Origin of the sequence: Pseudomonas sp. Leaf15 (genome assembly GCF_001421425.1) — a bacterium.
In the GTDB taxonomy this organism is placed as follows: Bacteria; Pseudomonadota; Gammaproteobacteria; order Pseudomonadales; family Pseudomonadaceae; genus Aquipseudomonas; species Aquipseudomonas salomonii.
This window is the reverse complement of record NZ_LMKI01000022.1, coordinates 1-24,799: the sequence shown is the minus strand read 5'-3', so window position 1 is coordinate 24,799 and position 24,799 is coordinate 1. Positions and strand designations below refer to the sequence as shown.

The 24,799-nt window shown below is 59.1% G+C and carries 27 protein-coding genes and 2 pseudogenes; 11 read left to right on the top strand and 18 right to left on the bottom strand.

Going from position 1 to position 24,799, the window contains the following annotated elements; translation table 11 throughout:
- The first annotated feature begins 74 nt into the window (after nucleotides 1-74).
- Together ASE80_RS16205 and ASE80_RS30210 are read left to right on the top strand one after the other, a co-directional pair.
- Nucleotides 75-1,001, top strand: coding sequence for an alpha/beta hydrolase (locus ASE80_RS16205; protein ID WP_056859810.1), 927 nt, complete (start codon nucleotides 75-77; stop codon nucleotides 999-1,001).
- A 25-nt stretch (nucleotides 1,002-1,026) separates the two neighbouring features.
- Nucleotides 1,027-1,317 (top strand): annotated as a pseudogene (locus ASE80_RS30210) (transketolase C-terminal domain-containing protein); the annotation flags it as partial.
- Between the two features lie 279 nt (nucleotides 1,318-1,596).
- On the opposite strand, the gene ASE80_RS16200 reads toward ASE80_RS30210, so the two are convergent.
- Nucleotides 1,597-1,959, bottom strand: coding sequence for a histone-like nucleoid-structuring protein, MvaT/MvaU family (locus tag ASE80_RS16200; protein ID WP_056859809.1), 363 nt, complete (start codon nucleotides 1,957-1,959; stop codon nucleotides 1,597-1,599).
- 499 nt (nucleotides 1,960-2,458) lie between these two features.
- Nucleotides 2,459-2,917 (bottom strand): annotated as a pseudogene (locus ASE80_RS16195) (winged helix-turn-helix transcriptional regulator); the annotation flags it as partial.
- A 194-nt stretch (nucleotides 2,918-3,111) separates the two neighbouring features.
- Between ASE80_RS16195 and ASE80_RS16190 the strand changes: the two are divergent.
- The 3 genes from ASE80_RS16190 to ASE80_RS16180 all read left to right on the top strand — a co-directional run bounded on the left by ASE80_RS16190 (nucleotide 3,112) and on the right by ASE80_RS16180 (nucleotide 6,065).
- Complete coding sequence (locus ASE80_RS16190) at nucleotides 3,112-4,050, top strand: aromatic alcohol reductase (RefSeq protein ID WP_056859807.1); 939 nt, start codon at nucleotides 3,112-3,114, stop codon at nucleotides 4,048-4,050.
- Nucleotides 4,051-5,154: 1,104 nt separating this feature from the next.
- Nucleotides 5,155-5,490, top strand: a complete 336-nt coding sequence (locus tag ASE80_RS16185) for a DUF6124 family protein (RefSeq protein ID WP_056859806.1) — start codon at nucleotides 5,155-5,157, stop codon at nucleotides 5,488-5,490.
- Nucleotides 5,491-5,561: 71 nt separating this feature from the next.
- Nucleotides 5,562-6,065 (top strand): signal peptidase II, encoded by a 504-nt coding sequence (locus ASE80_RS16180; RefSeq protein WP_056859805.1) that lies wholly within the window; start codon nucleotides 5,562-5,564, stop codon nucleotides 6,063-6,065.
- 41 nt (nucleotides 6,066-6,106) lie between these two features.
- Here the strand turns inward: ASE80_RS16180 and glsB are convergent, their stop codons facing one another.
- Together glsB and ASE80_RS16170 are read right to left on the bottom strand one after the other, a co-directional pair.
- A complete protein-coding gene (gene glsB / locus ASE80_RS16175; protein ID WP_056859804.1) occupies nucleotides 6,107-7,015 on the bottom strand; it encodes a glutaminase B in 909 nt (302 codons plus the stop codon).
- A gap of 193 nt (nucleotides 7,016-7,208) precedes the next feature.
- Nucleotides 7,209-7,619: a hypothetical protein gene (locus tag ASE80_RS16170; protein WP_056859803.1), complete on the bottom strand. Its 411-nt coding sequence runs from the start codon at nucleotides 7,617-7,619 to the stop codon at nucleotides 7,209-7,211.
- A 109-nt stretch (nucleotides 7,620-7,728) separates the two neighbouring features.
- On the opposite strand from ASE80_RS16170, the gene ASE80_RS16165 reads away from it, so the two are divergent.
- Nucleotides 7,729-8,580 carry an AraC family transcriptional regulator gene (locus ASE80_RS16165; RefSeq protein WP_056859802.1) on the top strand — a complete coding sequence of 284 codons (852 nt, stop codon included), beginning with the start codon at nucleotides 7,729-7,731 and terminating at the stop codon, nucleotides 8,578-8,580.
- Here ASE80_RS16165 and ASE80_RS16160 read toward each other — a convergent pair whose 3' ends face one another.
- Complete coding sequence (locus ASE80_RS16160; RefSeq protein ID WP_056859801.1) at nucleotides 8,581-9,210, bottom strand: ribonuclease T2 family protein; 630 nt, start codon at nucleotides 9,208-9,210, stop codon at nucleotides 8,581-8,583.
- A gap of 37 nt (nucleotides 9,211-9,247) precedes the next feature.
- A complete protein-coding gene (locus ASE80_RS16155; protein WP_056859800.1) occupies nucleotides 9,248-10,228 on the bottom strand; it encodes a Gfo/Idh/MocA family protein in 981 nt (326 codons plus the stop codon).
- Between the two features lie 127 nt (nucleotides 10,229-10,355).
- Here ASE80_RS16155 and ASE80_RS16150 point away from each other — a divergent pair, with 127 nt between their 5' ends.
- Nucleotides 10,356-10,718: an NUDIX hydrolase gene (locus ASE80_RS16150; protein WP_056859799.1), complete on the top strand. Its 363-nt coding sequence runs from the start codon at nucleotides 10,356-10,358 to the stop codon at nucleotides 10,716-10,718.
- 339 nt (nucleotides 10,719-11,057) lie between these two features.
- Here the strand turns inward: ASE80_RS16150 and ASE80_RS16145 are convergent, their stop codons facing one another.
- From ASE80_RS16145 to ASE80_RS16130, 4 genes are read right to left on the bottom strand one after another with little or no spacing between them, the layout of a single operon-like run.
- The gene (locus tag ASE80_RS16145; RefSeq protein ID WP_056859798.1) at nucleotides 11,058-11,552 is read right to left on the bottom strand and encodes a periplasmic heavy metal sensor; all 495 of its coding nucleotides are present in this window, start codon (nucleotides 11,550-11,552) and stop codon (nucleotides 11,058-11,060) included.
- The gene (locus tag ASE80_RS16140; RefSeq protein WP_056859797.1) at nucleotides 11,549-11,980 is read right to left on the bottom strand and encodes a hypothetical protein; all 432 of its coding nucleotides are present in this window, start codon (nucleotides 11,978-11,980) and stop codon (nucleotides 11,549-11,551) included. The genes ASE80_RS16145 and ASE80_RS16140 overlap by 4 nt, the downstream gene beginning before the upstream one ends.
- On the bottom strand, nucleotides 11,977-12,555 hold the full coding sequence (locus ASE80_RS16135) for an RNA polymerase sigma factor (protein ID WP_056859796.1): 579 nt from the start codon (nucleotides 12,553-12,555) through the stop codon (nucleotides 11,977-11,979). The genes ASE80_RS16140 and ASE80_RS16135 overlap by 4 nt, the downstream gene beginning before the upstream one ends.
- A gap of 33 nt (nucleotides 12,556-12,588) precedes the next feature.
- Entirely contained in the window at nucleotides 12,589-12,900 is a 312-nt protein-coding gene (locus ASE80_RS16130; RefSeq protein ID WP_056859795.1) for a YXWGXW repeat-containing protein, read from the bottom strand.
- Nucleotides 12,901-13,117: 217 nt separating this feature from the next.
- Here ASE80_RS16130 and ASE80_RS31125 point away from each other — a divergent pair, with 217 nt between their 5' ends.
- Nucleotides 13,118-13,258 carry a hypothetical protein gene (locus tag ASE80_RS31125; protein ID WP_164488400.1) on the top strand — a complete coding sequence of 47 codons (141 nt, stop codon included), beginning with the start codon at nucleotides 13,118-13,120 and terminating at the stop codon, nucleotides 13,256-13,258.
- On the opposite strand, the gene ASE80_RS16125 is transcribed toward ASE80_RS31125, so the two are convergent.
- Nucleotides 13,255-13,503 carry a DUF1652 domain-containing protein gene (locus ASE80_RS16125; protein WP_056859794.1) on the bottom strand — a complete coding sequence of 83 codons (249 nt, stop codon included), beginning with the start codon at nucleotides 13,501-13,503 and terminating at the stop codon, nucleotides 13,255-13,257. The genes ASE80_RS31125 and ASE80_RS16125 overlap by 4 nt on opposite strands.
- Nucleotides 13,504-13,749: 246 nt before the next feature.
- On the opposite strand from ASE80_RS16125, the gene ASE80_RS16120 reads away from it, so the two are divergent.
- Nucleotides 13,750-14,694, top strand: a complete 945-nt coding sequence (locus tag ASE80_RS16120) for a sensor domain-containing diguanylate cyclase (RefSeq protein WP_056859793.1) — start codon at nucleotides 13,750-13,752, stop codon at nucleotides 14,692-14,694.
- Nucleotides 14,695-14,981: 287 nt separating this feature from the next.
- Here the strand turns inward: ASE80_RS16120 and ASE80_RS16115 are convergent, their stop codons facing one another.
- From ASE80_RS16115 to ASE80_RS16095, 5 genes are all read right to left on the bottom strand, one after another.
- Nucleotides 14,982-15,242: a hypothetical protein gene (locus tag ASE80_RS16115; RefSeq protein ID WP_056859792.1), complete on the bottom strand. Its 261-nt coding sequence runs from the start codon at nucleotides 15,240-15,242 to the stop codon at nucleotides 14,982-14,984.
- Between the two features lie 3 nt (nucleotides 15,243-15,245).
- Complete coding sequence (locus ASE80_RS16110; protein WP_056859791.1) at nucleotides 15,246-15,692, bottom strand: GNAT family N-acetyltransferase; 447 nt, start codon at nucleotides 15,690-15,692, stop codon at nucleotides 15,246-15,248.
- Nucleotides 15,693-15,775: 83 nt separating this feature from the next.
- Nucleotides 15,776-16,684: a helix-turn-helix transcriptional regulator gene (locus ASE80_RS16105; protein ID WP_056859790.1), complete on the bottom strand. Its 909-nt coding sequence runs from the start codon at nucleotides 16,682-16,684 to the stop codon at nucleotides 15,776-15,778.
- A 36-nt stretch (nucleotides 16,685-16,720) separates the two neighbouring features.
- The gene (locus ASE80_RS16100) at nucleotides 16,721-17,416 is read right to left on the bottom strand and encodes a fumarylacetoacetate hydrolase family protein (protein ID WP_056859789.1); all 696 of its coding nucleotides are present in this window, start codon (nucleotides 17,414-17,416) and stop codon (nucleotides 16,721-16,723) included.
- A gap of 66 nt (nucleotides 17,417-17,482) precedes the next feature.
- Nucleotides 17,483-18,538 carry an AbrB family transcriptional regulator gene (locus tag ASE80_RS16095; protein WP_056859835.1) on the bottom strand — a complete coding sequence of 352 codons (1,056 nt, stop codon included), beginning with the start codon at nucleotides 18,536-18,538 and terminating at the stop codon, nucleotides 17,483-17,485.
- A 106-nt stretch (nucleotides 18,539-18,644) separates the two neighbouring features.
- On the opposite strand from ASE80_RS16095, the gene ASE80_RS16090 reads away from it, so the two are divergent.
- Nucleotides 18,645-19,544 carry a LysR family transcriptional regulator gene (locus ASE80_RS16090; protein ID WP_056859788.1) on the top strand — a complete coding sequence of 300 codons (900 nt, stop codon included), beginning with the start codon at nucleotides 18,645-18,647 and terminating at the stop codon, nucleotides 19,542-19,544.
- A gap of 13 nt (nucleotides 19,545-19,557) precedes the next feature.
- On the opposite strand, the gene ASE80_RS16085 is transcribed toward ASE80_RS16090, so the two are convergent.
- On the bottom strand, nucleotides 19,558-19,887 hold the full coding sequence (locus ASE80_RS16085) for a hypothetical protein (RefSeq protein ID WP_056859834.1): 330 nt from the start codon (nucleotides 19,885-19,887) through the stop codon (nucleotides 19,558-19,560).
- Nucleotides 19,888-19,977: 90 nt separating this feature from the next.
- Nucleotides 19,978-22,470: a TonB-dependent siderophore receptor gene (locus ASE80_RS16080; RefSeq protein WP_056859787.1), complete on the bottom strand. Its 2,493-nt coding sequence runs from the start codon at nucleotides 22,468-22,470 to the stop codon at nucleotides 19,978-19,980.
- Between the two features lie 1,482 nt (nucleotides 22,471-23,952).
- On the opposite strand from ASE80_RS16080, the gene ASE80_RS16070 reads away from it, so the two are divergent.
- Nucleotides 23,953-24,799 (top strand): RHS repeat domain-containing protein (locus ASE80_RS16070; protein WP_162238852.1); only part of this gene is annotated, 847 nt, incomplete at both ends.

The window sequence follows — 24,799 nt, the reverse complement described above, 5'->3', positions numbered from 1 at the left end:
GGAACCCTATTCCCCAATACTAAGCATAGCATCTCAATTAGCTAATCCACTCCCAACGATCAATTGAGGTCATTATGAACACTAAAGTCCAAGCAGCCGTCCAAACCTGGGCCAATAGCCTTAGCGATCTGGTACCCGTTCTTAAGGGAATCGATACCACAACAAAAATGAGCGACATCCGCGACTCTTACGCAAAAATGCTCGCGCAAAATCCAGCGCCAGCTGGCGTTAAATTCGAAGCAGTCGACATGGGTGGCGTACCCGGCACACTGGTTACTCCGGACGAGATCAAAACCGACGCGGTCGTGATGTACATCCACGGCGGCGCCTACATAGTAGGACGTCCAGACGGCTACCACGGTATCGGCGGCAACTACGCGAAAATGCTTGGTGCTCGTGTGTACATGCCGGACTACCGCCTCGCTCCTGAGCACAAGTTCCCAGCATCAATTGACGACACATTGCGCGCTTACGAATGGTTGCTTGAGCAGAAAATCCCGGCTAACAAAATTGCGTTCTCTGGCGAGTCGGCTGGCGGCGCAATGGTTGTAAGCGTCATGGTCGCGGCTAAATCGAAAGGGCTTCCATTGCCTGCGGTTGGCTCCTCCATCTCACCATGGGCGAACCTTGAACACACCGGTGCTTCCATGAGCAACCGCGAAGGTCTGGATCCTCTGAACTCCAAGCCTGTCTTGGACATCCTCGCCAGAGCATTCCTAGGCGACACATTGGCTAATCATCCTCTGGCCTCGCCTGTGTTCGCGGACGTCACCGGTCTTCCACCAATCTTGGTGCAGATCGGCGAGAACGAGCTGATGTTGAGTGATGCAATGCGCCTTGCAACTCACCTGGCTGATAACCGCGTTCGCGTGAACCTAGAAGTATGGCCTGCGATGTTCCACGCCTGGCACTTCTACGCCACCATGCTGCCAGAAGGTCAGAAGGCTATGGAGAGTTCCGTTCGCTTCATCGAGGCTGCCTTGGCCGACGCTAACCGCTAAAACGCAGAACAACCGCGATAGCTTTGTGGCTGTCGCAGTGCTACACGTCCCAACCATCAAGCCGCTAGATGAGCAAACCATCTTGGCTGAAGCCCGAAAGTCCGGACGTTTGGTAGTCACAGCCGAAAACAGCTCGATTATCGGTGGACTCGGCGAGGCTGTTGCAGGGTTACTTCTGCGTAACGGCGTAACTCCTACCTTCCGGCAAATCGCTTTACCCGACGCATTCCTGGAGGCGGGCGCACTGCCGACGCTACATGATCGGTATGGCATCTCAACAGCAGCTGTATGTGCGCAAATCAAAGCTTGGCTGTAGGCCTCTGTGCAAGGCGCCTTAGTTTGAGGCGCCTTTTGCAAGGTTACATTGCGTGGCATAGGAAAATGCTCAACTACATAATCCGTTCCTGCAGCCTTTTAATTACCGGCGCGGAAATCTGGTAGCTGACGATGCTACACGACAGAAAATCACAACGTACAAGGGATACAACAGCATCAGGTATCTTTCGACCAACGAGGAGCGAGAGAGCAAACGCGTTAGTTTTTTTAAGCACCAAAAAAAAGGGCCCTCCCGGGCCCATTTATTCGAGCGCTAAAACTACTTGTTGAGCCAGGACTCAACAGTCGCCGCGCCGTGATCACTTTTCCACTGTTTCAAGCCTCTGTGATTACCACCTTTCGTCTCAATGGTTTCACCGGTGTGTGGGTTCTTATAAACCTTCACCTGGCGGGCCTTGCGTTTGGCTTTAGGCTCGGATACTGGAGCGCGACGACCTGCTTGTGGATCAAGCAGATTGATCACGTCTTTCAGGCTGTAGCCGTATTTTGCGAGCAAATCGCGCAGCTTCGTTTCGAATTCAATTTCTTTCTTAAGACCAGCGTCGCCCTTCAGGGCCTCAAGCGCTTGAAGCTGTTCGGCGAGATGTTTTTCAAGCTGGCGAAATTCTGCGAGTTTAGACATGGGAGTTTCCTGAGCAATTAGTATTTTCACGTTACAACAGAATAGACACTCGGATGAAGCAGAAGTATCAGTGTTCCTTAGCATCGTTGTCATATAGACCATTAGACAGGGGAAGCACTCCGCAAGAGATCGAGAGTTTTAAAAGATCTCTGCCCCTGATTCGCATAACCTTCGTGCTGGCTTCGGGCCGGTATCATCAGGCGCATACGATCAATAAGGACGTGCAGGAGAATGCTTATGCTGATTCACGAGGCTGATACGTTGAGCTCGTTGCTTGCTGAACAAGAGGCCGTGAAGGCCGCTAGAAAGAAGTACAAGTATGTGGACGTCGTCTAGGTAAAGTCGATGTAGCCGCGCCTAGGCTCGCTCTCCCGTCAAGGCTCTTAATAAGTGGCTTCAACTCTGCGGGTACGCGGTTGGAGACACAGAGGGCCAGAGAGATTGACCAATTGCTATTGCATAAATGAGCACAGGCCCCCTAACACACTGTGAGCCACATTCAGTCAGACGCGTCTGAGTCTATAGGTGCCGATGCAGGTATTTGCCATGCGGGTTTTTTGCCATCCTGACTGTCGAAAATACGCCGCGCCTTGCGAAAATCGTCAACATTCTCGACAACCCAAGTCCAGATAGGTGACATGCGGATCAACAGTCCCATACCCAAGGGCGTGAGCTCATACTCGACACGTGGCGGAATCTCACCGAACTCCCGCCGAGCCACTAGGCCATCCCGCTCCATGGAGCGTAGCGTCTTAGTTAACATCCGCTGAGTAACCCCAGTCATCTGCCTTTTTATTTCGGCATGGCGCATGGTGCCGTACACCCCCAGAGCATGCAGAATACCTAACGACCAGCGGCTTCCTGCGTGAGCAAGCACTTCTCGTCTGACGCCATCATCGTCTTCTCTAAGCGTTCGGCAAATTGTTTCTGCCTGGCTGAGAGCCTCCTGATCGGTCATNCTGCGTGAGCAAGCACTTCTCGTCTGACGCCATCATCGTCTTCTCTAAGCGTTCGGCAAATTGTTTCTGCCTGGCTGAGAGCCTCCTGATCGGTCATTTCTTTCTCTAGTATCACCGGTGTGCCTTCTTACTAATGTTGCCTAATCGTGCAAGCATTTGTTCATCTTACAGGCAACAGGTCTCAGGAGAAATTATGACCGAAGTAACCCAGTTCTCCCCCCAATCCATTCTCGTTTTAGGCGCCGGTGAGCTTGGGCTGCCGGTTCTGCGCAATCTGGCACGAGTAGCAAAGCGCGCGCCCGGTTCCACAATCAGCGTCCTGCTCAGGGATTCGACCATCATCACTCAAGTACCCGAGAAAAAGGTCGAAATTGATGAGCTCCGTGGCCTCGGCATCCAGATGGTGGCCGCAGACCTCGTGAATGACTCAATCGATCAACTGGCTGAAGTATTCGCCCGTTTCGATACCGTAATAGGCTGTGCAGGCATGGTTGCAGGCCGGGAAACCCCAGTGAAGCTGGCTACTGCTGCTCTGAAGTCCGGTGTTAAGCGCTACTTCCCGTGGCAGTTTGGTGTCGACTTCGAAGTGATCGGTCGGGGCAGTCCTCAGGATCTGTTCGATGCTCAGCTTGATGTTCGCGAATTGCTTCGTGCCCAGGATAAAACTGGATGGGTAATCATCTCGACAGGTATGTTCACCAGCTTTCTGTTCGAGCCAGTATTCGAGGTCGTTGACTTCGAAAACGACACCGTGAACGCGCTAGGCAGTCTTGAGACCAGCGTGACGCTCACGACTCCAGAAGACATTGGTGCGTTGACAGCAGAAATTGTTTTCTTCCAACCTCGATTACGCGATCAGATTGTGTACCTCTCGGGAGACACTGTGACGTATGGAGAGGTTGCGAGCCTCCTCGAGCGTGTACTGGGCCGCCCGTTCAAACGTAACGTGTGGACTGTTCCGCACTTGCTCCAAGAACTGGAAAAAGACCCAACGCATCACATCAAGAAGTACCGCGCTGTATTCGGGCAGGGCAGAGGCGTGGCCTGGCCTAAAGCAGGCACTTTCAACGTACAGCAGTCGATTCAAGTCACGACCGCTGAGGAGTGGGCCCGTTCAAATCTGGCAACCTGATCAGCACAAGGGAAGTAGCTGAACGAACATTCTCGCGCTGGGAGTTGACCTGCTAAAAACCCCTGAGTCTGATAATGGGTGCTGACGACCGAAGCTAAGACGCGGAGTACAAAGGCGGTCTTTTACTCGAACTTCATCCAGCCAACGCTCTTGTGAAATCAACCCTGCTAGCAGAAGCCAGCTCCCACAGGAGATCGCGTGCGTTCAGATAGTTCCCACAGTGGTTTCAGGTTGTCGGTCGGAATTGGGCTGACTAATCTCTGTGCCGTCGCTGCCAATTCAGCGGCCTGATTTGACCGTCCGATTAATTAAAGTACAGCTTGGCTCTAACCTATTTCAGGTGTTTTTTTCACGCGTGAGGTATCGTGTTGCGGTGGCTGTATGCGGGATACCTTCGGGTATGCCGGATTTCCTTTGATTGCCGGTCGGTCAACCCGTGTACAGCTGCCACCCTCTTCGCTTGACCGCGAACGTTGGCAGCTCCACTTAATCTTAGGACCTTCACCATGATCAAAGACAGCCCAAATCCCCCAGGCCAGCCAGACTACGACACCAGTACCCTGCACGAAGTGGCCTACCGTGCGATCGCCCACTACCTCAACCCCGCTCCGCTTCCCCAGCAACGTGACGCTGAGCGTCACAAGATGCATTCCCACGCAGAGCGTGGGGAACGATCAACCTCAAAACCGATGAAGATCAATAGGTGGGAGCTGGCTTGCCTGCGATTGCAGTCTTCCAGTACCGCATGGGTTGACTGACACACTGCTATCGCAGGCAAGCCAGCTCCCACAGGAGATCGCGTGCGTTCAGATATTTCCCACAGTGGTTTCAGGTTGTCGGTCGGAAGTGGGCTGACTAATCTCTGTGCCGTCGCTGCCAATTCAGCGGCCGGATTTGACCGTCCGACTTTAAAGAGCAACTGCACCCACACCGATCCTGGGCGTTTTTTTACGCCTGATGTATCGTGTCGCGGCAGCTGTACGCGGGATACCTTCGGGTATGCCGGATTTGCTTCTTTAGCCGGTCGGTCAACCCGCGTATAGCTGCCACCCTAATTCGTTTGACCGCGAATCGTGGCAGCTCCATTTATAAAGGAGCTTCACCATGATCAAAGACAGCCCACCCCCCCCAGGCCAGCCAGACTACGACACCAGCACCCTGCACGAAGTCGCCTACCGCGCGATCGCCCACTACCTCAACCCCGGCAAACCCATTCCCGAACCCAGTGAAGGCATCTTCACCGTGCGCGCCGACCTGGGCACCGAAACCCTGCTGGTCAACGCTTCCCAGGATCTGGCGTCCATCAGCGATATCGCCAACCACCTGGCGTTTGAAATCGACGGCTCCCAACGCAATGTCGCGCTGGGCATCTGCCGCATGCTCGAAGGTGTGCAACTGCTGGTGGACAAAGCCCTGAACGTGGCCCACCCAGCCGCCTGAAGATGGACGAGATAGAGCGCCTGAGCTATCTTCGGGCGCTCTATCGACAGACCGGAACAGGAAGTTACCGCTTGAGTACATCGCCCCTTCTACGAAGCCGCACCTTCGCCCTCCTCGCCGGCCTTGCCTTTATTGCCGTGGACCAGCTAGTCAAACTGCTGGCCCTGGTTTCGCTGCAAGCCAGCAGCTTCAAAATCGGCTCCAACCCTCTCAACCTTGCGCTGGAACTGAGCCTCAACCCAGGCGCCTTCCTCAGCCTGGGCGCCGCATTGCCGCCGCAGGTCAAACAGCTGATCTTTATCGTTGGCGTAGCCGTCGTGGTGACGTGGGCCATGGGGTGGTCGCTTTCCAACTGGAGCCAGCCGCTGCGTAAAGTCTTGCCGCTTTACGCAATTGCCTTGGGCGGTATCGCCAACTTGATCGACCGTGTGTTTCGCGACGGGCATGTCGTGGATTACATGGTGCTGAACGTGGGGCCAACCCATACCGGCGTGTTCAATATTGCTGATATTGCGATCACAGCCGGGGCAATGTTTTTGATGCTTGATCTGTTCGTGAAGCCTCGTAAGTCCTGATCAGCAAGGGGATTCATGCATCAGCGTGAATCCCCAGGCACTCAAAACACCGACCACCCAATCCGCTCGCTCAGCAACTCCAACGCCTTCATCCCCGCCAGCGAGTTCCCCGCCGCATTCAATTCCGGCGACCACACGCACACCGTAAATTGCCCCGGCACCACCGCGACAATCCCACCGCCAACTCCGCTTTTACCCGGCAAACCCACGCGGTAGGCAAAGTTGCCCGCCTCGTCATACAGCCCGCTGGTGGCCATGATCGAGTTGACCTGCTTGGTCTGGCGCGCGGTCAAAATCTGCTCGCCACTGTGGGCACTTACGCCCTCGTTGGCCAGGAAGCTGAATGCCCGGGCCAAATCCAGGCAGCTCATTTGCAGCGCGCAGTAGTTGAAGTAGCTGTGCAGCACCGCGTCGACGTCGTTGTGGAAGTTGCCGAAGGCCTTCATCAGGTAGGCCATGGCCGCGTTGCGCGCGCCGTGTTGGGCCTCGGAGTCGGCGACGACGCTGTTGACCAGGATTTGCGGGTTGCCCGACAGGCGCCGCACGAAGTCACGCATCGACAGAATCGGCACGGCAAAGCGCGACTGGTTGATGTCGCAGATCACCAGGGCGCCGGCATTGATGAAGGGGTTGCGCGGGCGGCCGCGTTCGAACTCCAGCTGCACCATGGAGTTGAACGGTTGCCCCGAAGGCTCGTGACCCAGGCGCTCCCAGATGGTTTCGCCGCCATGGTCGATGGCCTGCACCAGGCTGAACACCTTGGAGATGCTTTGTACCGAGAACAATGTGTCGGCGTCGCCTGCGCAATAGGCCGCGCCGTCGTTGCCGTACACGGCGATGCCGAGCTGGTTGGCGGGTACATCGGCGAGTGCGGGGATGTAGTCGGCGACTTTGCCCTGGCCGATCAGGGGGCGAACTTCGCCCAGGATCGATTCCAGCAGTGCCTGCATGTCTTGTCCGGTCATTCTTATTGAATCAGTGATAAGCGGGGCGCGGAGGATACTTTAATGCGTCCGCAAGCACACCATTCAACCAATGTGGGAGCGGGCTTGCTCGCGAATGCGGTGGGTCAGCCAATGATTCTTTGACTGACACACCGCTTTCGCGAGCAAGCCCGCTCCCACTTTTTTCGTCCCGGGCACTTCAAAAATGCGCCACATCCGACACCTGCTCATCGAGCACATCCCGCGCCAGCGCCCAGGCGCGGTCCCTGGATTCCACCACCAGCAGCGGGTAGCCCCAGGCTTTGCCAAACATCAGCGCAAACGGCTTGAGGGCCAGGCGTTGCGCGGCGCTGGGTTCCACTTGGATCATGCCTTTGACGTAGGCACGCAGCGCCTGTTTGTTGTTTTTCATCCAGATCGAAGCGTGTTTGCGCTCCTCGTGGGAGTGCTCGTGGTTGTTTTCGTCGACGGCTTTTTCGTGCAGCAGCACAAAGGCTTGCTGACGAGCCAGCAGGCTTTCGAACACCACAAAAGCATGCTCGGGGCCGCCTTCGTTCGGCGCGTCAAACACGATTTTCACCACGGGGAAGGTAGTACTGTCGAGTCGCACGGCAAAGCTCCTGAATGAGAGTGGCTCTCACTATAGGGATCTTGCGACTGGACGGCATTGCACAGAATAGCCAGAATATTTCGCAATTCGGCCAAAGAGCAAACCCGCCATGCAACGCCACCGCCTCGAAGAACGCGACCTTTCCCGGTCCAAGGACGCCGACCTGATTCCGCGCGCAGTGGTGGCCGTGGGTGCCACCAGCACGTCCGAGCGCTGGGAACATACGCCGCACTCGCACCGCAAAGGCCAGTTGATGTACACCCTGCGCGGGGTGATTCATTGCCAGATCGAGGCCGGAATCTGGATCGTGCCGCCCCAGTGCGCACTCTGGATTCCCGGCGGCCTGGCTCATGCCGCGCGGGGTGCCGGAGAGGCTGAGGTGTATTGCCTGCTGATCGACCCGGACGCTGCCGGCGCCCTGCCCACCCGGGGCTGCACGTTGGCCGTGTCCGGGTTGTTGCATGAGTTGATCAGCAAGGCGGTGAGTTTTCCGCACTTGTACGAAGAAAACGGTGCACAGGGGCGCCTGATCAGCACGCTGTTGGATGAACTGGCCCAGGCGCCCATTGAAGACCTGCACCTGCCCATGCCCCAGGACTTGCGGTTGCGGCGTCTGGCCGACAGCTTGCTGGCCGACCCCAGCGATAAGTCCACGCTCGAACAATGGGCACAGCGCATCGGCATGAGCGAGCGCAGCATGACGCGCCTGCTGCTGGAGGAGTTGGGTTTGAGTTTCGGCCGCTGGCGCCGGCAGTTGCATGTGATCTTGTCACTGCAACGCCTGGCCAAGGGGGAAAGCGTGCAACGGGTGGCGCTGGACCTGGGTTACGAGAATGCCAGCGGTTTTATCACCATGTTCCGTAAGGCGGTGGGCCAGCCGCCGGCGCGTTACCTGGCCGATCGCAGCGGCGCCTCGAGTGCAACGGCGCCTGCCGCCATCGCGTTGCACCCAGACAGTTGATCAGCGTTGAACCGGAATGCGGATATCGCCGCCCTTGCACTGGGTTTTAACACTGCGCGGGCAGCCGGCAAAACGCAGCTCTTTGCTCAGGCACACGCGCACTTCAGACAGCACCTTGCCTTTGCAGATAACCGCCATGCCATGGTTGCCCATGGCCGGGTTGCTCTGGCGGAACAGGCTTTCGATCGCCTGTGCACTCATGTAATTGGGCACATTGAACGGCTGCAACTGCTGCGGAATCTGCACGTTGGCCAAGGCCGTATCGGTGGCCTCCAGGTAACGCGAAGCGTCGAGCCCACTGCAGGTGCCGTGTTTGGCCCACTCGTGCTTGAGCAAGGCCTGCGTGGGGAAGATCAGCGCACCTTTGGCCAGGTCGGCCGCCGACAACCGCGATTGCGCATCGCACGACGCGGGCCAGCCGCCTTTGGCGTACTGCGGCCAAAGCCCATGCAGCACAAACCCATAGCCCTTGCCCGTGCATTGCTCGTTGCCGGGGTTGGTCAGGCAGAACGTCGGCGACCATGACAGCGACAACACATAAAAATCAAACTCCCCAGGCGTACCCTGGCTACGCGGGGCCGCCAGCACATTCGTGGCCAGTAACAGCCACAACAGCATCCAATATTTCATTTGCCCATTCCTTAGAGAAAACACTGGTATATCGCGATTAACCGGGCAAATTGGGGTTTCGTTGTAATACCTTATCCAGGATCCGGTCGGTCTTCAGCGCCTCGATCGCCAGTGAAGGATGTTCGGCTTCGCCACGAATATGCGCATTCATGGCCAGTACGTGATGCCACTGGATATGTTCATGGCAGGCTATTTCCAGCACCTCATCCACCTCACCTTCCAGGCGTAACGGCTGGTCTTCAAACACGGCAAAGGTGATGCGGCCACGGCTGCCGATCAATTCCACGCGGTCTTCGCGCCGGTCTGCGACAAAGTTCCAGCAGCCCATGCCCAGTGCGCCGTTTGCGAACGTCCAGCAGGCTGTTACCGCATCTTCCGCCGCGTAATTGCCGGCCTGTCGTGCGGTAAACCCGGTGACCTCGACGATATCGCCGGCCAGGTACTGGAACAAATCAAACCCATGGCTGGCCAGGTCGGCAAAGTAGCCGCCACCGGCAATGGTCGGGTCGGTGCGCCAGTTGGCAGCGCTGGCATCGGCGGCGGCCGGCGGCTTGCACAAGCTCCAGGTCACCTGACGCAACTCGCCGATGCGCCCGGCCTGCAGCCAGTCGCGTATTTGCTGGAAGCGCGGCAACGAACGGCGGTAATAGGAAATAAACAGATGCAGCCCCGCACGCTCGAAGGTGCGCTGCATCAAGGCACTCTGCTCGGCATTCAGCGACATGGGCTTTTCGACGCAGCAATGCTTGCCGGCTGCCGCCACCATCAAGCTGTATTCGAGGTGGCTGTCGGGCGGTGTGGCGATGTACACCGCGTCAACCTCGGGGTCGTCGATCAAGGCCTGGGCGTCGGTATAGAAGCGGGCAATGCCGTGGCGTGCCGCATACTCACGCACCGCTTCTTCACGGCGCCCCATCACGGCCATCAGCGCCGAACCTGGCGCTTTGTAGAAGGCGGGTCCACTCTTGAGTTCAGTGACGCTGCCACAGCCAATCATGCCCCAACGTACGGTATTCATCAGTTGTCCTCGTCCGTTTTCATCAAGGGGGCAGTATCCACATCACCGCTGGTGCATGCCAGCCTCAATCAGCATGACAATTGCATTACACTTTCATGACAGTCACTGAGCCAGGCAGGTGTAGACATTGAAAATACGTGCAACCGTTATTTGTGAACACGAGGGGCATATTCTCTTCGTGCGCAAGGCCCGCTCCAAATGGGCGTTGCCGGGCGGCAAGGTCGAGCGTAACGAGCGCCCGGTCGGCGCCGCCGCACGCGAGCCGGAAGAAGAAACCGGTTTGAATGTGGATGGTTTGTTGTACTTGCAGGAGCTGAAGGCCCGCGACACCGTGCATCACGTGTTCGAGGCCTCGGTGGTCAACATCAGCGAGGCGCGCCCCCGCAACGAGATCATTGACTGCCGGTGGCACGCCTATGGCGCCATCGACGAGCTAGACACCACTGACGCCACCCGGCACATCGTCAAGTCCTTCGTGCGCCGCCTCTGATTCCCTGCTCTGCCGTTCGACAAAGGATTTGACGAACGCGGCAGCGGCTGCAAATCCCGCCCCACCTCTGCCCTGCAAATATCACCCTGTACAACTTGAAGACATCCAGATTTCCCTGTGGCGAGCAGGCTTGCCCTGCGCTGGGCTGCGAAGCAGCCCCGAACCCAGGCGCTGAGTACGTTCAGGAAAATTGCATTGTCTTTACTGGGGCCGCTTCGCAGCCCAACGCAGGGCAAGCCTGCTCGCCACAACAGCCGACTTGCCACAGACTTCGTGTTAACCGGTGTTGCAAACTCCCACAATTGGATTGCATGGCATCAGCTGGATGTGAGCAACCGTTCAAGAACGCGGCCTGGCCCCGGCCACCTGCGGCAGCTTCTCACGGTTCTTGGCCTGCCCGCGCTGGTACAGCGCTTCGACCAGTTTCTGCCGCTCATCCTGGGGCAAATTGCTCGCGAACTGCGCCAGCGTCGCGTCCACCAACGCCCGCAACGCCACATCCGCCTCGCGGGCCTTGGCCAGTTCAGTCACCAGTGCCTCACGATCCAGCGTCGGCGCTTCGAGCTGCTTGATCACCCCCAGGCGTGCTTCGCGACCGGCCATGATCAGCGGCTGGCTGTCGGCGCGGTTGTGGCGCAGCAACTGACGCAATTCCTTGCGCCGCTCCATCGGCAACTTGATCATCGCCTGGCGCAGACCGTGCTGGTTGACCACCGCTTCGGCGGGCTTGGCAGTGGCCATCCAGTGATAGAGGCCGCCGCCCACACCGCCGATCAAAAACACGTTGAGCAGTACCGAAAAGACCAACCAGGGTTTAAGGGATGTTGGGGTCATTGCTCGGTTTCCTCGGCGTTGACGGTGAAGACGACATCGGCGTCGCCCTGATCGAAGACGCTGGGCAGCACCTCGGATGACAGCATCGGCAACGGCACACTCAGTGACGCCACCAGGACTCCGGCCGCGATGCCTGCAATGCCCACGCCCACCAACCCGGCGGGCGACAGCCAGTTGGCATAGCGCGACCAGAACGACGGCCGTTTCGGCGCAGACTCGCGAATCTGTCGCGCAAGGGTCGGTTCGTTGAACACAAGCTGATGGCAATCCAACTGGGCATCGAGCCAACCGACCTCGCGCAATGCCTCGCGGGCTTGAGGGTTGCCGCTGTCGAGCAGTGCCTGGGCAGCGGCTTGTTCGGCGCTGGGCCAGCGATGCAGGCTGGCGCCGTAGGCGTCAGCCAAGTGCGCAAAGCGTTCAGGTGTCATGGTTTTCCCCTTCCTGGGCGGGCGAGCCCGGGTGTGTCGGCTAGTTGACTGCGCAACTGGCGTCGGGCCCGCGACAGCAGGCTCTCCAGTGCCTCGACGCTGATGTTCATCAGGGCCGCGGCGTCGATGTTCGACAGCTCCTGGTAGTACTGCAGCACAATGGCTTCACGCTGGCGCTCGGGCAAGCTCGCCAGGGCGGCGGCCATCCTGGCGCTGCGGTCCGCCGTTTCCAATTGTTCATCCGGCGAGGGTGCGCTGTCCGCCAGTTCCAGTGCCTCGTCCTCATTCAACGGGCGCGCCTTGCGCCGGCGCAAGCGGTCATGGCACAGGTTGAGCGCCACGCGGTGCAGCCAGGTGTCAAAACGCGCTTCGCCGGGGCGCCAGTTGGCCGCCTGGCGCCAGATGCGCAGGAAGCTTTCCTGGGCCACGTCCTTGGCTTCGTCGGCATCCCCCAGCAGCCGACCGGCGAGCGCAAGCAGGCGCGGCAGCTTGCGCGCCACCATTTCGTTGACGGCCGCAGGTTCGTTGTTGCCGATACGTGCCAGTAGCTCAACGTCCGGATCAGTGTCTTTCAATCAGGTAATACTCGGTCCGGGGGCTAAGAGGTTTCAGCGGATCCAGTGCCCTTCGCGCCAGTACCAGTTGGGGCCACGGGATTCCCAGTGCCCAGGCTCCCAGCGTGCGTTACGCACCACTTCCTGCCAGTGGCCCGGCATCCAGGCATAGGCCCCATGTTCCCATTGCCAGTGGCCACGGTCCCAGACGAAACCCGGGCGTTCAGCCGGGATCACTTCGACGCGCTCCGCCGGTGGGGCCTGGCGGATGATCACTTCGGTCTGGGCAAAGGTCGGGGTGCTGACAAGCGCGGCGAAGGCCAGCGGGACCAGCAAGGCGTAGCGCAGTTTGGCCAGTGGGTTCATGGCAACTCCTTCATACGGCGGACGAAAATGTTCGCATCTGATGGGTTGAACGCTGGGCACAGGGAAATCCGTCGCGAGAAACCCAAGTTTTTTCTCGACGCTGGAAGTATTGCCCAGAGGATGAAGACGCTGGATGAAATGTTTGAAAGTATCGCGACGGATTTGCGCCGGTGGTTGCGTTCAAGACGTAACGCAGAACACACAATGAGGAAATATCATGACCCGTCGACTTTCTATGCTGGTTGCCGCCCTGCTGATTGTCAGCCTGAGCGGCTGCGTGATCCTGCCCGAACACCGGCATTGCTGCTGGCGCTACTACGGCGCAGTCGACACCTCAGCCAGCAGCGTGAACAGCTAGCCTACCGCCGCAAAACCACGGCGCCCGGCCTTGATCTCGGTGCGCAGTTCGCCGATAAGGTTTGAGATGGAACGGATGCTGTCCAGGCCTTGGGGCGAGACCCGGGTCAGCAGCAGATCGACGCGACCCGACGCCGGCTCGAACACGCTGATGCGCAGTGAACCGTCGCTGTTAAGGCTGCAATCACAAGCCAGCGGCAGGAAGCCTGAGGCCATGATCTTAGTGAGTTCATTGATCGCAATCATGCTGAGCCCCCGTCCCTGGGTTCGACCCTGTGGGTGTGATGCAACCAGCATAGGTAAGGTTTTGCCTGCTACCGAACAATTAATTCAAAAGTGATACCTGTGCCGCATTTCGCCCTGTAAACGCTGGTGCCCTGGCGCCAGAAACCCAGCACACGACCTCTCGTCTGCCGCTTTGGCAAGGGCTTGACTCACGATCTGTATCAAAAGACGCTCTTGGCTTTTCGCCATCATCCCGAGCCGACCGCCATGAGCATCGTTCCTCCGAGCCAGCCCGACAGCGACGTGTACAAAACCCTGCTGGAGTCGACCAACGCCATCCCGTGGCGCATCGATTGGCAGAGCATGACGTTCAGCTACATCGGCCCGCAGATCGAAGCGCTGCTGGGCTGGAGCCCGCAAAGCTGGGTGAGCGTGGATGACTGGGTCGAACGCATGCACCCGGACGACCGTGAATACGTGGTGAACTTTTGCGTGTCGCAATCACGCGCCGGCGTGGACCACGAGGCCGACTACCGCGCACTGACGGTCAACGGCGACTATGTGTGGATCCGCGATGTGGTGCACGTGGTGCGCAAGGGCGACGAAGTCCAAGCCTTGATCGGCTTTATGTTCGATATCAGCGAGCGCAAGAAGACCGAAGAGCACTTGATTCGCCTGCAAAAACAACTGGAGGAATACTCCTTCCAGGACGGCCTGACCGGCATCGCCAACCGCCGCATGTTCGACACCGTGCTCGAGCGCGAATGGTCCAGTGCGCTGCGCAGCCAGTTGCCGCTGTCGTTGATCATTCTGGATATCGATTTTTTCAAGCAGTACAACGACCACTATGGCCATATCAAGGGCGATGAAGCCTTGCGCCAGGTGGCGCGCACCTTGTCGTTGGCGGCTAACCGCCCGCGGGATTTTATTGCGCGTATCGGCGGCGAGGAATTTGTGTGGTTGCTGCCCGAAACCGACGCAGCCTCAGCCCGGCAAGTGGCGCAACGCTGCCTGCACTTGATTTGCCAGCAGCAGATCGAACACGCCGTTTCGCCGGTGTCCAACTTGCTGAGCCTGAGCCTGGGGGTGGGCACGCATACCGTGACGCCCAACAGCGACCTGCTGGCGTTCGTCGAGTCGGTCGACAAGTTGCTGTATCAGGCCAAACGCAATGGACGCATGCGCGCAGAGTTTGCCGACAGCCAAGTGTGACGCGAGGTCAAATTGCGGGCAAAAAAAATCCCAAGTAGCTGATGGAAACTTGGGATTTAAAAATGCATAAACCGTGGGAGGTGAACGCCCGGCTATAGTAACGACTGTAAAAACCTGTAACAAGATTATTTTATCCCTTTCGTCGGATTAAAAGCCGCGTAAGTCATTCAATAACCACATGATTTTTAAGGTAGCCAAGCAAACAAGTGCCACTTTTTGGTGCAATAAGCCGGTATAACCCTGATCACTTCGTGGCTATATATCCATTATTCAAATGGGGTTATTAATCATAACGGCGCGACACTCTCGCTGTATCGCTTTTTGAGTTGCTTACAGGCTTCAAGCAATTCCAGACCGGACGTCGAAGTGGCACGGGCCACACTTTCAAGATGTTGGCACAGCACCAAGCGTTCGGCGGCCTCTTGCCGTTCCAGGTCGACCTGAGCATTGAAACGCATAAACAAGACGCCCAGCAGCACCGCCGCGCACACAACCCCCATCGCCGCATAGCGAAGGCCGTTGGAGGACGGGGATTCTGCCGGGTTCATGAGTTAAGGTGCCCTGCTCTTTTCATACCGCACATCGTCGCCCTCGACCCGACCCACCTGCGTCCAGCCCAGCCGTTGATAGAACCCGTTGGCGCGGATCTCATCGCGCCCGTCGGTGATCAGGTACAGCGTCGAGTGGTGCTCAAACAGCGCGGCTTCAGCCACCGCCATCAGTTGGCGGCCCAGGCCCCGGCCTTCATGGGCGGGCAGTACGAATATCGCAAATACCTCACCGCTGTCAAAATTGACCATCGAAAAAGCAGCCGGCTCGCCCGCCACTTCTGCCAGCCACACGCACGGCGCTTCACGGATGCTGTCGGCCAGCACCTGTGGGGTAATGCCCAGATCCGCCATCTGCTCACGGCTCAAGTGGTTCTGCACCACGGCGGTGCGAATGGCGAACAACGTGTCGATATCCGCCAGCGTCGCCAGCCGAATAAGGGTTTGCATAGATGCCTCCTCCGGGGATGCACGCAATTGTATGTAAATAGAAACACATAGATTGTCGTGGATTTGTAAGAGAAGGCGTTCGACTACAGGGGTTTTGTCTGTTGTTGTCGCCGAAACTGCCCTGGCGCCAGGCCATGGGCCTTGCGAAAACAGCGGGAGAAGTACGCCTCGTCGGTAAACCCGCAACGCAGGGCAACGGCACCGATCATCTGCGCCGTGTTGAGCAATAAGGTGCGCGCCAATTGCATGCGGCGGTCGAGCACCCACTGGGAGAAGGGTTTGCCGGTTTCTTTGCGCAGCAAATGGGTGAGGTAGTTGGGTGACAGGAAGGCAGCGGCCGCCGCGTCAGTAAGAGTGAGGCCCGGCTCGTGCAGATGCTCGCGAATGTAGCCGTGCACCCGTGCCAGGGCGTCTTTGCGTCCGCGCCGGGTGGCGTTATTGGCGGCAAACGCCTGCAAGGGTTCGGCGTACTGCTGGCAAACCAACCCGACCAGTTGGAACAAGTAGCCTTTCAAGCGCTCACGGGCGCCGAAGGTGCGCTGGGCGTCCAGCGTGCGCATATGGCCGAGCCAGGTGTGCACTTGCTCAAAGTCCGCGTCGTCAAGGATGAAGTCCAGGTGCTCCTGAAAACGAAACGGTGACAGCTCCGGCGCCTGGCTGATGGGGATGTCTTCCAGGTCCAGCGGATCGCAAGTCAATTGCGGCAGGAAGAACGCCTGGCTGAAGTTGATCAGTATGAACTCGCCGTCTTGCGGGTGGGGAATCACATGCAGGCGATGGGGCAGGATAAACGCCAGGGCTTTGTGCGGAAAAGGGCGTACCGCGCCGCCGATATGTTGCACGGTGTCGCCGCCCAGGTTGATCTGGATCTGGAAGTATTCATGTCGATGCGGGCTGGTCAGCGCCGCCCGCCCGCGTTTGTCGCGGATATAAAAATCGGGGCGGTCGCTGCGTTGTTCCATGCCATAGGTGGTGACGCGGGTGCCTGGCATAACGGTCTCTCGAATGGCCTGGGCACCACTTTAGCCTCAACCCTGGCTGAGGGTGAAACTCAACTCGCCGATGCCGTCGATGCCGGCGGTCACCACGTCCCCACGCTGCAACGCGCCGACGCCCGCTGGGGTGCCGGTAAAGATCAGGTCACCGGCCTTGAGCGCCACGGATGTTGAGGCGTAGCTGATGATTTCGCTCACCGACCAGATCAGGTCAGCCAGGTCGCCGACCTGGCGCTGCTCACCATTGACCTTGAGCCAGATCTTGCCGCTGGCCGGGTGCCCGATGACGCTCGCCGGTTGCAAGGCGGTGCTGGGCGCCGACTCATCGAACGACTTGCCCCACTCCCACGGGCGCGCGAGTTTTTTCGCCTCGGCCTGCAGGTCGCGACGGGTCAAGTCGATGCCAACGCCATACCCCCAAACGTGAGACAAAGCGTCTTCAGGGCTGATATCCACCCCACCCTTGCCGATGGCCACCACCAGTTCCACCTCATGGTGCAAGTCGGCAGTCAGCGGCGGGTAGGAGATCACGCCTTCGGCCGGTACTACAGCATCCGCAGGTTTCATAAAGAAAAATGGCGGTTCGCGATCCGGGTCATGCCCCATTTCGCGGGCGTGTTCACTGTAGTTGCGGCCCACGCAGAACACGCGACGCAGCGGGAAACGTGCGTCGCTGCCCTGTACCGCCAGGGATGGTGTTGGCGCGGGGGGGAATACGTAATCAGTCATGGTCTGTGCCTCTTGGTTTACCTGGCGCCAGTATGGCCAGCAGCACCGGGGCAAAGTTGGACAGGTTTACGCAGATTTTGCACTGGCCGGTGTTTGTGCCCGCAACGCTCGATCAAGCAAGCGATACAGCGGCAGGCATGCGGCCTGGATCAGTAACATGCGGATAATCTGCATCGCCGTCACCAATGTCACTGCCAGCCCAAGCGCCTCGGCGGTCAAGCTCATTTCCGGCGCGCTACCGGGCATCATGCCCAGCGCCAGCGACAACCACGAGAAACCCAACCCGGCACCCAGGCCCCATGCGGCCAGTGCGGTAGCAATCACCGAGCCCGCCAGCAGTAACATCACCTTCAACAGAAAACCGGGTGCGCGGCGCAAAAAGCCGCGGTCGAACGTGGCGCCCAGCGCACACCCTATCAACAGTTGCCCGCAGCCACTGAGCCACATGGGCATGCTCATCGACAGATTGTTGCAACCCACACCGACCGCACAGATCAGCAACGGCCCAAACGTCCAGGGATTGGGCAGGTTGCAACGCTTGAACGCCAACGCCGCCAGCAAGCCCATGGCCAGGAGGAAAATCAGCCACGGCCAGACCACCGGCAATGGCGTGCGCGCAACGCTGTGTGCCAGGCCATAGTTTGCAACCGCAGGCACTGCCAGCAGGATGAGCAACAACCGCAGGCTGTGGGCGGCGGCAATGAAACTGGTGTCGGCCTGGCGCTGCTGGCCCAGGTGCACCATCTCGGTGGAATTGGCAGGCATCAAGGCAAAAAATGCGGTTGGCAGCGGTACGCCCCACCGATGCAAAACCAGTACCGAGCACAATGCCAGCACCAGCGTCAGCAGGACAGCCATGCCGATCAACCCAAAGTGGGCCGCCACTTCCTGCATGACGGGCAAGGTGAAATGGCAACCGATGGCCACCGCCACAATCAACTGCCCGGCTTTGCGCCCATGAGGTATTTGCGGTACCAGGCCGCCGCCACAACGTGTCAGCAGGACTGCCAGCAAGGAACCTATCACCCAAGGCAAAGGCCACCCCGCCCAGTGGGCAAGACTGCCGCCCAAGGCACCGACGATCAGCGTTGCAGGCCAGTAAAAACGAGGGTCACGGGGCATGATGAAATCCGACATGGAGAAGAATGCCGACAGGTTATAGACTTGCGCTCATCACAAAAAATATCCATTTGTGAAGCCTCTTATCATTCTTTGTTATGTGAGCCTTATGAATCTCAAAGCGCTGGAGTACTGCGTAGAAATTGCTCGTCAAGGCAGTTTCACTAAAGCCGCGCAGACCTTGCACGTAGCACAGCCGGCCCTGAGCATGGCAGTCAGTCGCCTGGAAGATGAGCTGGGGGTGGCGCTGTTCAACCGGGCCACGCGCCAGATCAGTGTCACGGCCGAAGGCCAACTGTTTCTGGCCCACGCCGAAAAATGTTTGCAGGGGCTTGCCGGCGCCCGCCGCGAACTGCAGGACCTGGACCAATTGCACAGCGGCGAAATCCGCGTCGGCGTGCCGCCCATGTACGGCATCCGGCACATTCCCGAATTGCTGATGCAGTTTCGCGCCCGCTATCCCGGGATTGCCATGCATGTGGTGGAAGGCAGTGCCGATGACATCAGCGAACGCCTGGCCACACGCAACATTGACGTGGCGCTGCTGGAGTCACGGCGGGTCAATCCGCAGTGGCAATCGGAATGGCTCGGCAGTGATGAGATGGTGCTGTGCATGAACCAGGAGCATGCATTGGCCGGGTGCGCCTCAATCCCGGCAGAACGCTTGCAGGACCAGGCCATGCTGGTGTTCGACAACACGTTCCTGCAACGCCACCTGCTGGATACTTTTTGCAGCAACGCCTGCGTGCAATTCAGCATTGCGCTGGAAAGCAACTTCGTGCCGCTGGTGATCGCCGCCACGCGCAACGGCATGGGCGCGTCCACCCTCTTGCGTTCGGTTCAAATCCAGGAAGCGGGACTCGTGGGTGTTTCATTCGAGCCCGCGCAGTTCATGCACTTCAACCTGTGCTGGCGCGCCAATGAGTACCTGTCGCAGGCCAATCGGCGTTTTATCGAAATTGCCCGAGCGTTTTTCCAGGAGGACGCCGGTTCGCCGCTGTCACGCTGAAACGGCGCAGCGATCATTTACGCGCCACTTTGTAGCGCAGGCAGTCCTGGTAAAAACTCTTGCGGATGACTTCGGGCTTGAGCCGTGAGCGGCTGTCGTAGGTCTGCTCGGTAATGCCCATGGCCATCATGCGCATCCACGACTTGTTGAACTTGATGGTCTGGATCTTCTGTCGCGCGGCATACAGCGACACACCCGACAGCTTGAGTTCCTGAGCCCTGGCGGCGGTGCCGGCGCCCCAACTGCACATGTACTTGTCGCCCTCGCGCAACTCCCGTGCCTGCACGCTCGCCGCGCCGCCAGCCAGGGAACAGGCGATCAGCATCATTCCAACAGTGCGCATTTGCATCCCCACCTAACCACCTGAAAATAAAAGTGATTTTGGCGGGGATTTTGTTACAAGGGGGCCATTAAATTGCCTTATCGGCAATTACTACCACTGGTAGGTGGCGCTCGCCTGCACGGTACGCTGCGAGCCATACCAGCACCACGAATAGGAGTAGCACGAGGCCACGTATTCCTTGTTCGCCAGGTTGGTGGCGTTCAGCGCCAGGCGCAGGTTGTCCTTGGGGTTGGCGATATTCGGGATGTCATAGTGCAGCGCCGCATCCATCAAGGTATAGCCCGGCACTTTCAGGGTGTTGGCAGTATCGCCCCAGGACGACCCCACATACCGCGCGCCGGCGCCCACGCCAAAGCCCTTGAGCCGGCCGTCGTGGAAGGTGTAGTCGGCCCACGCCGAAGCCGTATGGCGTGGCACGCCGTAGGTGCTGGTGCCCTCTACGGGAATTGCCGACCCGGTGCCGACATCGCTGATCGGCGCGTAGCGAACCGTGCTGTTGGATTTGCTCGCGCGGTTGTCCAGGTAGGCATAAGCCGCGGTAATGTCCAGGTTGTCGTTGAGGCTGGCCTTGCCTTCCAGTTCAAAGCCACGGGACTGTTGTTCGCCGTCCTGGATCTGGCAGCGGCCACTGCCGCACAGGTGGGTTGGGTCCGGGTCCATGGTCGGCACGTTGGATTGGCGCAGGTCGAAAATCGCTGCGGTGATAAAGCTGTTGCTGCCCGGCGGCTGGTACTTGATGCCGATTTCATACTGTTTGCCTTCGGTGGGTTTGAACACCGAACCGCCGTAACCCGTGCCCGATTGCGGGTTGAACGACTCCGCATAGCTGGCATACGGCGCCAGGCCGTTATCGAACAGGTAGACCAGGCCGACCCGTCCGGTAAACGCCTTGCTGTCCAGCGACGACTTGCTCTTGGCGCCGGAGCTGATGGTTTTGGTGGCGCTGTCGGTGCTGGCCCAGTCATAGCGGCCGCCGAGCAACAGCACCCATTGGTCCCACTTCATTTGCTCTTGCAGGTAAACACCGGTCTGCTCGCTGCGCGCGGTGGCGTCGGTGATGAACGCGGGCGTGGTGACCGGCGCGCCGTAGACCGGATCGAAGATATCCAGGTCCGGGCCACTGCCATAGCCGGTCTTGGTGTCGGTGCGAGTGTTCTGGTAATCGAGCCCCATCAACAGCGTGTGCTGCAACGGCCCGGTGTCGAATTTGGCCTGCACCTGGTTATCGAGGGTGTAGGCATCCATGTCCACATCGGCAGCGATGGTCGAGCGCTTGGAGGTGCGGTAGTCGCCCATCAGGTAGCTGTTATAGATGCTGCGATAGACACCCTCGGCGCGCAGGTAACGAGCATTTTGACGCACCGTCCAAACGTCGTTGAAGTGATGTTCGAAGGCATAGCCGAGGGAGTAATGCTCGCGGTCGCTTTTTTCGAAGTTCTTTTCACCGTCATAGAAGTCCACATTGATCTTGCGTCCTGTAGGGCTGCGCAGCACCGAGCCCCAGGCCGGCACCGAGCCATAGGACGCGCCTTTCGGGTCTTTCTGGAAATGCCCGAGCAAGGTCAGCGAGGTGGCATCGTCCGGGCGCCAGGTGAAGGCACTGGACAGCGACTGGCGGCGGGTTTCGGTGTGTTCGACCTGGCCATCGGCGTCATCGAACAACCCCGCGACGCGGTAGGCATACACACCCTGATCGTCAATCGGGCCGCTCAGATCGAAGGTGGTGCGCTTCTTGTTGAAGGTGCCGTATTCCACGCCGACCTCATGAAACGGCGTGTCCAGCGGGCGTTTGGTGACCATGTTGATCACCCCGCTCGGCGTGCCCTGCCCGTACAACACAGAGGCCGGGCCGCGCAGCACTTCGACGCGCTCCAGGTCAAAGGCGTCTTTCTGTGGCAAGGCATCCCGGCTTGACGGCATGCGCAAGCCATCGAGGTAGGTAGCCGGGGCGAAACCACGAATGGTCAACTGATCAAGACGCGACGCCGTGGCCCCACGGGTCTCCGGCACCACGGCAGCGCTGTAGCGCAGGATCTGGTTGAGGCTTTCGGCGTTTTGCGCACGCATCTGGTCCTTGGTGACCACCGAAATCGACTGCGGCGTCTCGATCAGCGCGGTATCGGTCTTGGTGCCCGACAGGCTGCGGGTGGCGACATAACCCGCCACCGGCCCGGTCGGGCTTTCGCTCTGGTAGGCGCCGCTGATGGTGGTGGCCTGCAACTGCATGGCGCCGCCATCGTCCGGGATCGCTTCGAGGCGGTAACGGTCGGCGGAAATCTTGATGGCCTGCAAGCCACTGCCCGCGAGCAATTGCGCGAGTGCCACGTCGGTGTCGTATTGCCCGCTCACACCGTTGCTGTGCTTGCCGCGCGTCAAGCCTGCATCAAACGCCAGTACCAGCCCGGCCTGCTCGGCAAGGCTATTGAGGGATTGGCTCAAGTCTCCGGCGGGAATCGAGAACCGGCGCAACGTGCTGCCGGTTTCTTCGGCAAAGGATGGCTGGACGACGAACAACGGCACAGCGGCAAAAGCCATCGCCACTGACAGGGCCAGTGGGTGCAAGGGACGAGCAAGGCGCGACATGGGAAATCCTGCGTAATGGAGGTTCTATTAACCATGACGGCCATGTCGCCAAATCGGGCAAGGATGAGAGTCATTTTTATTTGCATGACTTTATTGCAATGAGCCGGGTCGCTTTTTCGCGTAGTCCTTCGGGATAGTTTTTCGCGGTTTTTACCCGTCCCGCGTCATCCCATTCTGATTTTTCCAACCATTCGTCCAGCGGCTTTTTCCTGCAGCAGACTCCGACGCCTTGCCCTTTTTGCCGAGACGTCACGGATGACCAACGCCGCCCACATCGCCTTTATTGAACATGAGCTCAATGGCTTTCATCAGAGCCTGGCAGAGTATCGCCAGCAGATGGGCGCCTGGTATGCGCGGGCGTTGGATACGCTCAGCCATGCGGCGGACATGCCGTCGCTGCTGGGGATGGACCGCGTGCTGCGGGTTGGCGATGCGCAGCAGTCCGTGAGTATGACTGACATGGGCTTTTCCACCGTGGCCCAGTGCCCGGCGGGCGGCGAGCTGAAAATCCAGAGCCTGTTCGAATCGGTGTATGAGGTGCCGATCGGCAATATCCCCGTTGAGGTTGTCGGGCTGGATGACGGCAGTTCCACGCTTGTCATGCTCGATGAGCACGGCAAGGGCTCGCATTTTTGCGCCGCTGGCGGGCGCTATCAGGTGCGGGTACAGGGCGGCGTTTCTGCGCAGCAAGTGGACGCGCTGTTTGCCTCTTACGCAGGGCTGACGGCCGACCTGGAGCACTGGCTGCGCGAGCAGTGGAAGGATTTCAAACCCTATTGGCAGCAATCGACCGCCAGCGCGATTGGCAGCGGCGTACTGGCGGGCAGTTGGGCAGCAATCCGCGACGTGTGGGACAGCATCAAGCAGGTGCAGGCGATTCTTGAAGATCCGCTGAAATTTGCTGAGCAACTCGGCGCCGAGGCCGCCAGGTTGGCGCAGTTGGCCACCGATGCGCCCAGGGTCATGGAACAGGCCATGTTACTGGCCAGCGACGAGGCCGCGCTGTACCTGATGCTGCGCACCGCGATGCTCTGGCTGGACGCACTGCCACCCGGCGAAATCGCGGAAACGGCGGCAGGGTTTGTAGTGTCGCTGCTGATTGATCTGGTGATCGGCGCAGTACTGACCATCGCGTTGCCAGCGGCGGGCGTGGCTTATCTCGGCTTGCGGCTGGCCAAGTATGGCGCGCGGATTTTGGATGCCGCTGTGGGTTTTGTCAGGACCCTGCTCGGGATGCTGACCAAATTCATGCAGGCGGTGGATCGCTACAAGGCGGTGGCGGTTCGCGGCGTGGTTGGCGGGTTGAAGCAAGGCACGCTGCAAATGCGCTGGCGGGCGCGGCAGAACGCGGTACTGAAGCAGAAAGAGCGTGTTGATGACGTGCCGGCTTCGGGCAAGAACCTGAATGGCGATGCGGCGGCTGCGGCGAACAACACCGTTACCAATGGTTGCCCGGTGTCGATGGTTACCGGCGAGGAATTNGGTGCGCCAGGAACCTGTGGATGATGTGCCGGCTTCGGGCAAGAACCTGAATGGCGATGCGGCGGCTGCGGCGAACAACACCGTTACCAATGGTTGCCCGGTGTCGATGGTTACCGGCGAGGAATTGCTGACCCTCACCGATGGCGCGCTGGACGGGATTTTGCCGTTTGAGTGGACGCGGTTGTATCGCACCAGTGCGGTGGAAGTGGATTGCGGGTTGGGGTTTGGCTGGAGCCATTCGCTGGCTCAGCGGTTGGTGGTTTCGGGTGATTCGGTGGTGTGGACGGATCATGAAAATCGCCGTACCGAGTTTCCGTTGCCTACCGCTGCTCGACCGGCGATTACCAATAGCTTGGCTGAAGCGGCGATCTATTTGGGTGACTTGCCCGATGAGTTGGTGCTGGCTCAGGCGTCGCGGTTTTATCACTTTCGCGACGGTGTGCTGACAGCCATCAGCGATGCGTATGACAACCGACTGCGAGTTTTCCGCGATCGTTTGGGGCGGGTTGAACGGCTGGACAATGGCGTAGGCCGCTCGCTGTTTCTGCGTTATGAATTTGGCCGCATTGTGGCGGTGGACTATCAGGTTCATCGGGCCAAAGGGCATGAGCCGTTTGAATGGGTCACCGAGCAGAAGGTTGTTTCCTACGCCTATGACGAACTTGGCCGACTGGTTTCTGCGACCAATGCTGTAGGTGAAAGCGAGGTTTATCGGTACGACGAGCAGCACGTCATTCTTGAACGCGGGCTGGCCGGTGGGGCGAGCTTCTTTTGGGAATGGGAACGGGCGGGTAAGGCGGCGCGGTGTGTTCGGCACTGGGCCAGCTTTTCGCAGATGGATACGCGG

What these genes read in the sequence shown, in the direction of transcription:
- ASE80_RS16095 (WP_056859835.1), bottom strand. Translation starts at nt 18,538, where the DNA reads ATGCCCCGTGACCCTCGTTTTTACTGGCCTGCAACGCTGATCGTCGGT.
- ASE80_RS16165 (WP_056859802.1), top strand. Translation starts at nt 7,729, where the DNA reads ATGCAACGCCACCGCCTCGAAGAACGCGACCTTTCCCGGTCCAAGGAC.
- ASE80_RS16205 (WP_056859810.1), top strand. Translation starts at nt 75, where the DNA reads ATGAACACTAAAGTCCAAGCAGCCGTCCAAACCTGGGCCAATAGCCTT.
- ASE80_RS16190 (WP_056859807.1), top strand. Translation starts at nt 3,112, where the DNA reads ATGACCGAAGTAACCCAGTTCTCCCCCCAATCCATTCTCGTTTTAGGC.
- glsB (WP_056859804.1), bottom strand. Translation starts at nt 7,015, where the DNA reads ATGCAGGCACTGCTGGAATCGATCCTGGGCGAAGTTCGCCCCCTGATC.
- ASE80_RS31125 (WP_164488400.1), top strand. Translation starts at nt 13,118, where the DNA reads ATGACCCGTCGACTTTCTATGCTGGTTGCCGCCCTGCTGATTGTCAGC.
- ASE80_RS16085 (WP_056859834.1), bottom strand. Translation starts at nt 19,887, where the DNA reads ATGCGCACTGTTGGAATGATGCTGATCGCCTGTTCCCTGGCTGGCGGC.
- ASE80_RS16140 (WP_056859797.1), bottom strand. Translation starts at nt 11,980, where the DNA reads ATGACACCTGAACGCTTTGCGCACTTGGCTGACGCCTACGGCGCCAGC.
- ASE80_RS16115 (WP_056859792.1), bottom strand. Translation starts at nt 15,242, where the DNA reads ATGAACCCGGCAGAATCCCCGTCCTCCAACGGCCTTCGCTATGCGGCG.
- ASE80_RS16155 (WP_056859800.1), bottom strand. Translation starts at nt 10,228, where the DNA reads ATGAATACCGTACGTTGGGGCATGATTGGCTGTGGCAGCGTCACTGAA.
- ASE80_RS16130 (WP_056859795.1), bottom strand. Translation starts at nt 12,900, where the DNA reads ATGAACCCACTGGCCAAACTGCGCTACGCCTTGCTGGTCCCGCTGGCC.
- ASE80_RS16100 (WP_056859789.1), bottom strand. Translation starts at nt 17,416, where the DNA reads ATGACTGATTACGTATTCCCCCCCGCGCCAACACCATCCCTGGCGGTA.
- ASE80_RS16145 (WP_056859798.1), bottom strand. Translation starts at nt 11,552, where the DNA reads ATGACCCCAACATCCCTTAAACCCTGGTTGGTCTTTTCGGTACTGCTC.
- ASE80_RS16160 (WP_056859801.1), bottom strand. Translation starts at nt 9,210, where the DNA reads ATGAAATATTGGATGCTGTTGTGGCTGTTACTGGCCACGAATGTGCTG.
- ASE80_RS16105 (WP_056859790.1), bottom strand. Translation starts at nt 16,684, where the DNA reads ATGCCAGGCACCCGCGTCACCACCTATGGCATGGAACAACGCAGCGAC.
- ASE80_RS16120 (WP_056859793.1), top strand. Translation starts at nt 13,750, where the DNA reads ATGAGCATCGTTCCTCCGAGCCAGCCCGACAGCGACGTGTACAAAACC.
- ASE80_RS16110 (WP_056859791.1), bottom strand. Translation starts at nt 15,692, where the DNA reads ATGCAAACCCTTATTCGGCTGGCGACGCTGGCGGATATCGACACGTTG.
- ASE80_RS16090 (WP_056859788.1), top strand. Translation starts at nt 18,645, where the DNA reads ATGAATCTCAAAGCGCTGGAGTACTGCGTAGAAATTGCTCGTCAAGGC.
- ASE80_RS16200 (WP_056859809.1), bottom strand. Translation starts at nt 1,959, where the DNA reads ATGTCTAAACTCGCAGAATTTCGCCAGCTTGAAAAACATCTCGCCGAA.
- ASE80_RS16080 (WP_056859787.1), bottom strand. Translation starts at nt 22,470, where the DNA reads ATGTCGCGCCTTGCTCGTCCCTTGCACCCACTGGCCCTGTCAGTGGCG.
- ASE80_RS16185 (WP_056859806.1), top strand. Translation starts at nt 5,155, where the DNA reads ATGATCAAAGACAGCCCACCCCCCCCAGGCCAGCCAGACTACGACACC.
- ASE80_RS16125 (WP_056859794.1), bottom strand. Translation starts at nt 13,503, where the DNA reads ATGATTGCGATCAATGAACTCACTAAGATCATGGCCTCAGGCTTCCTG.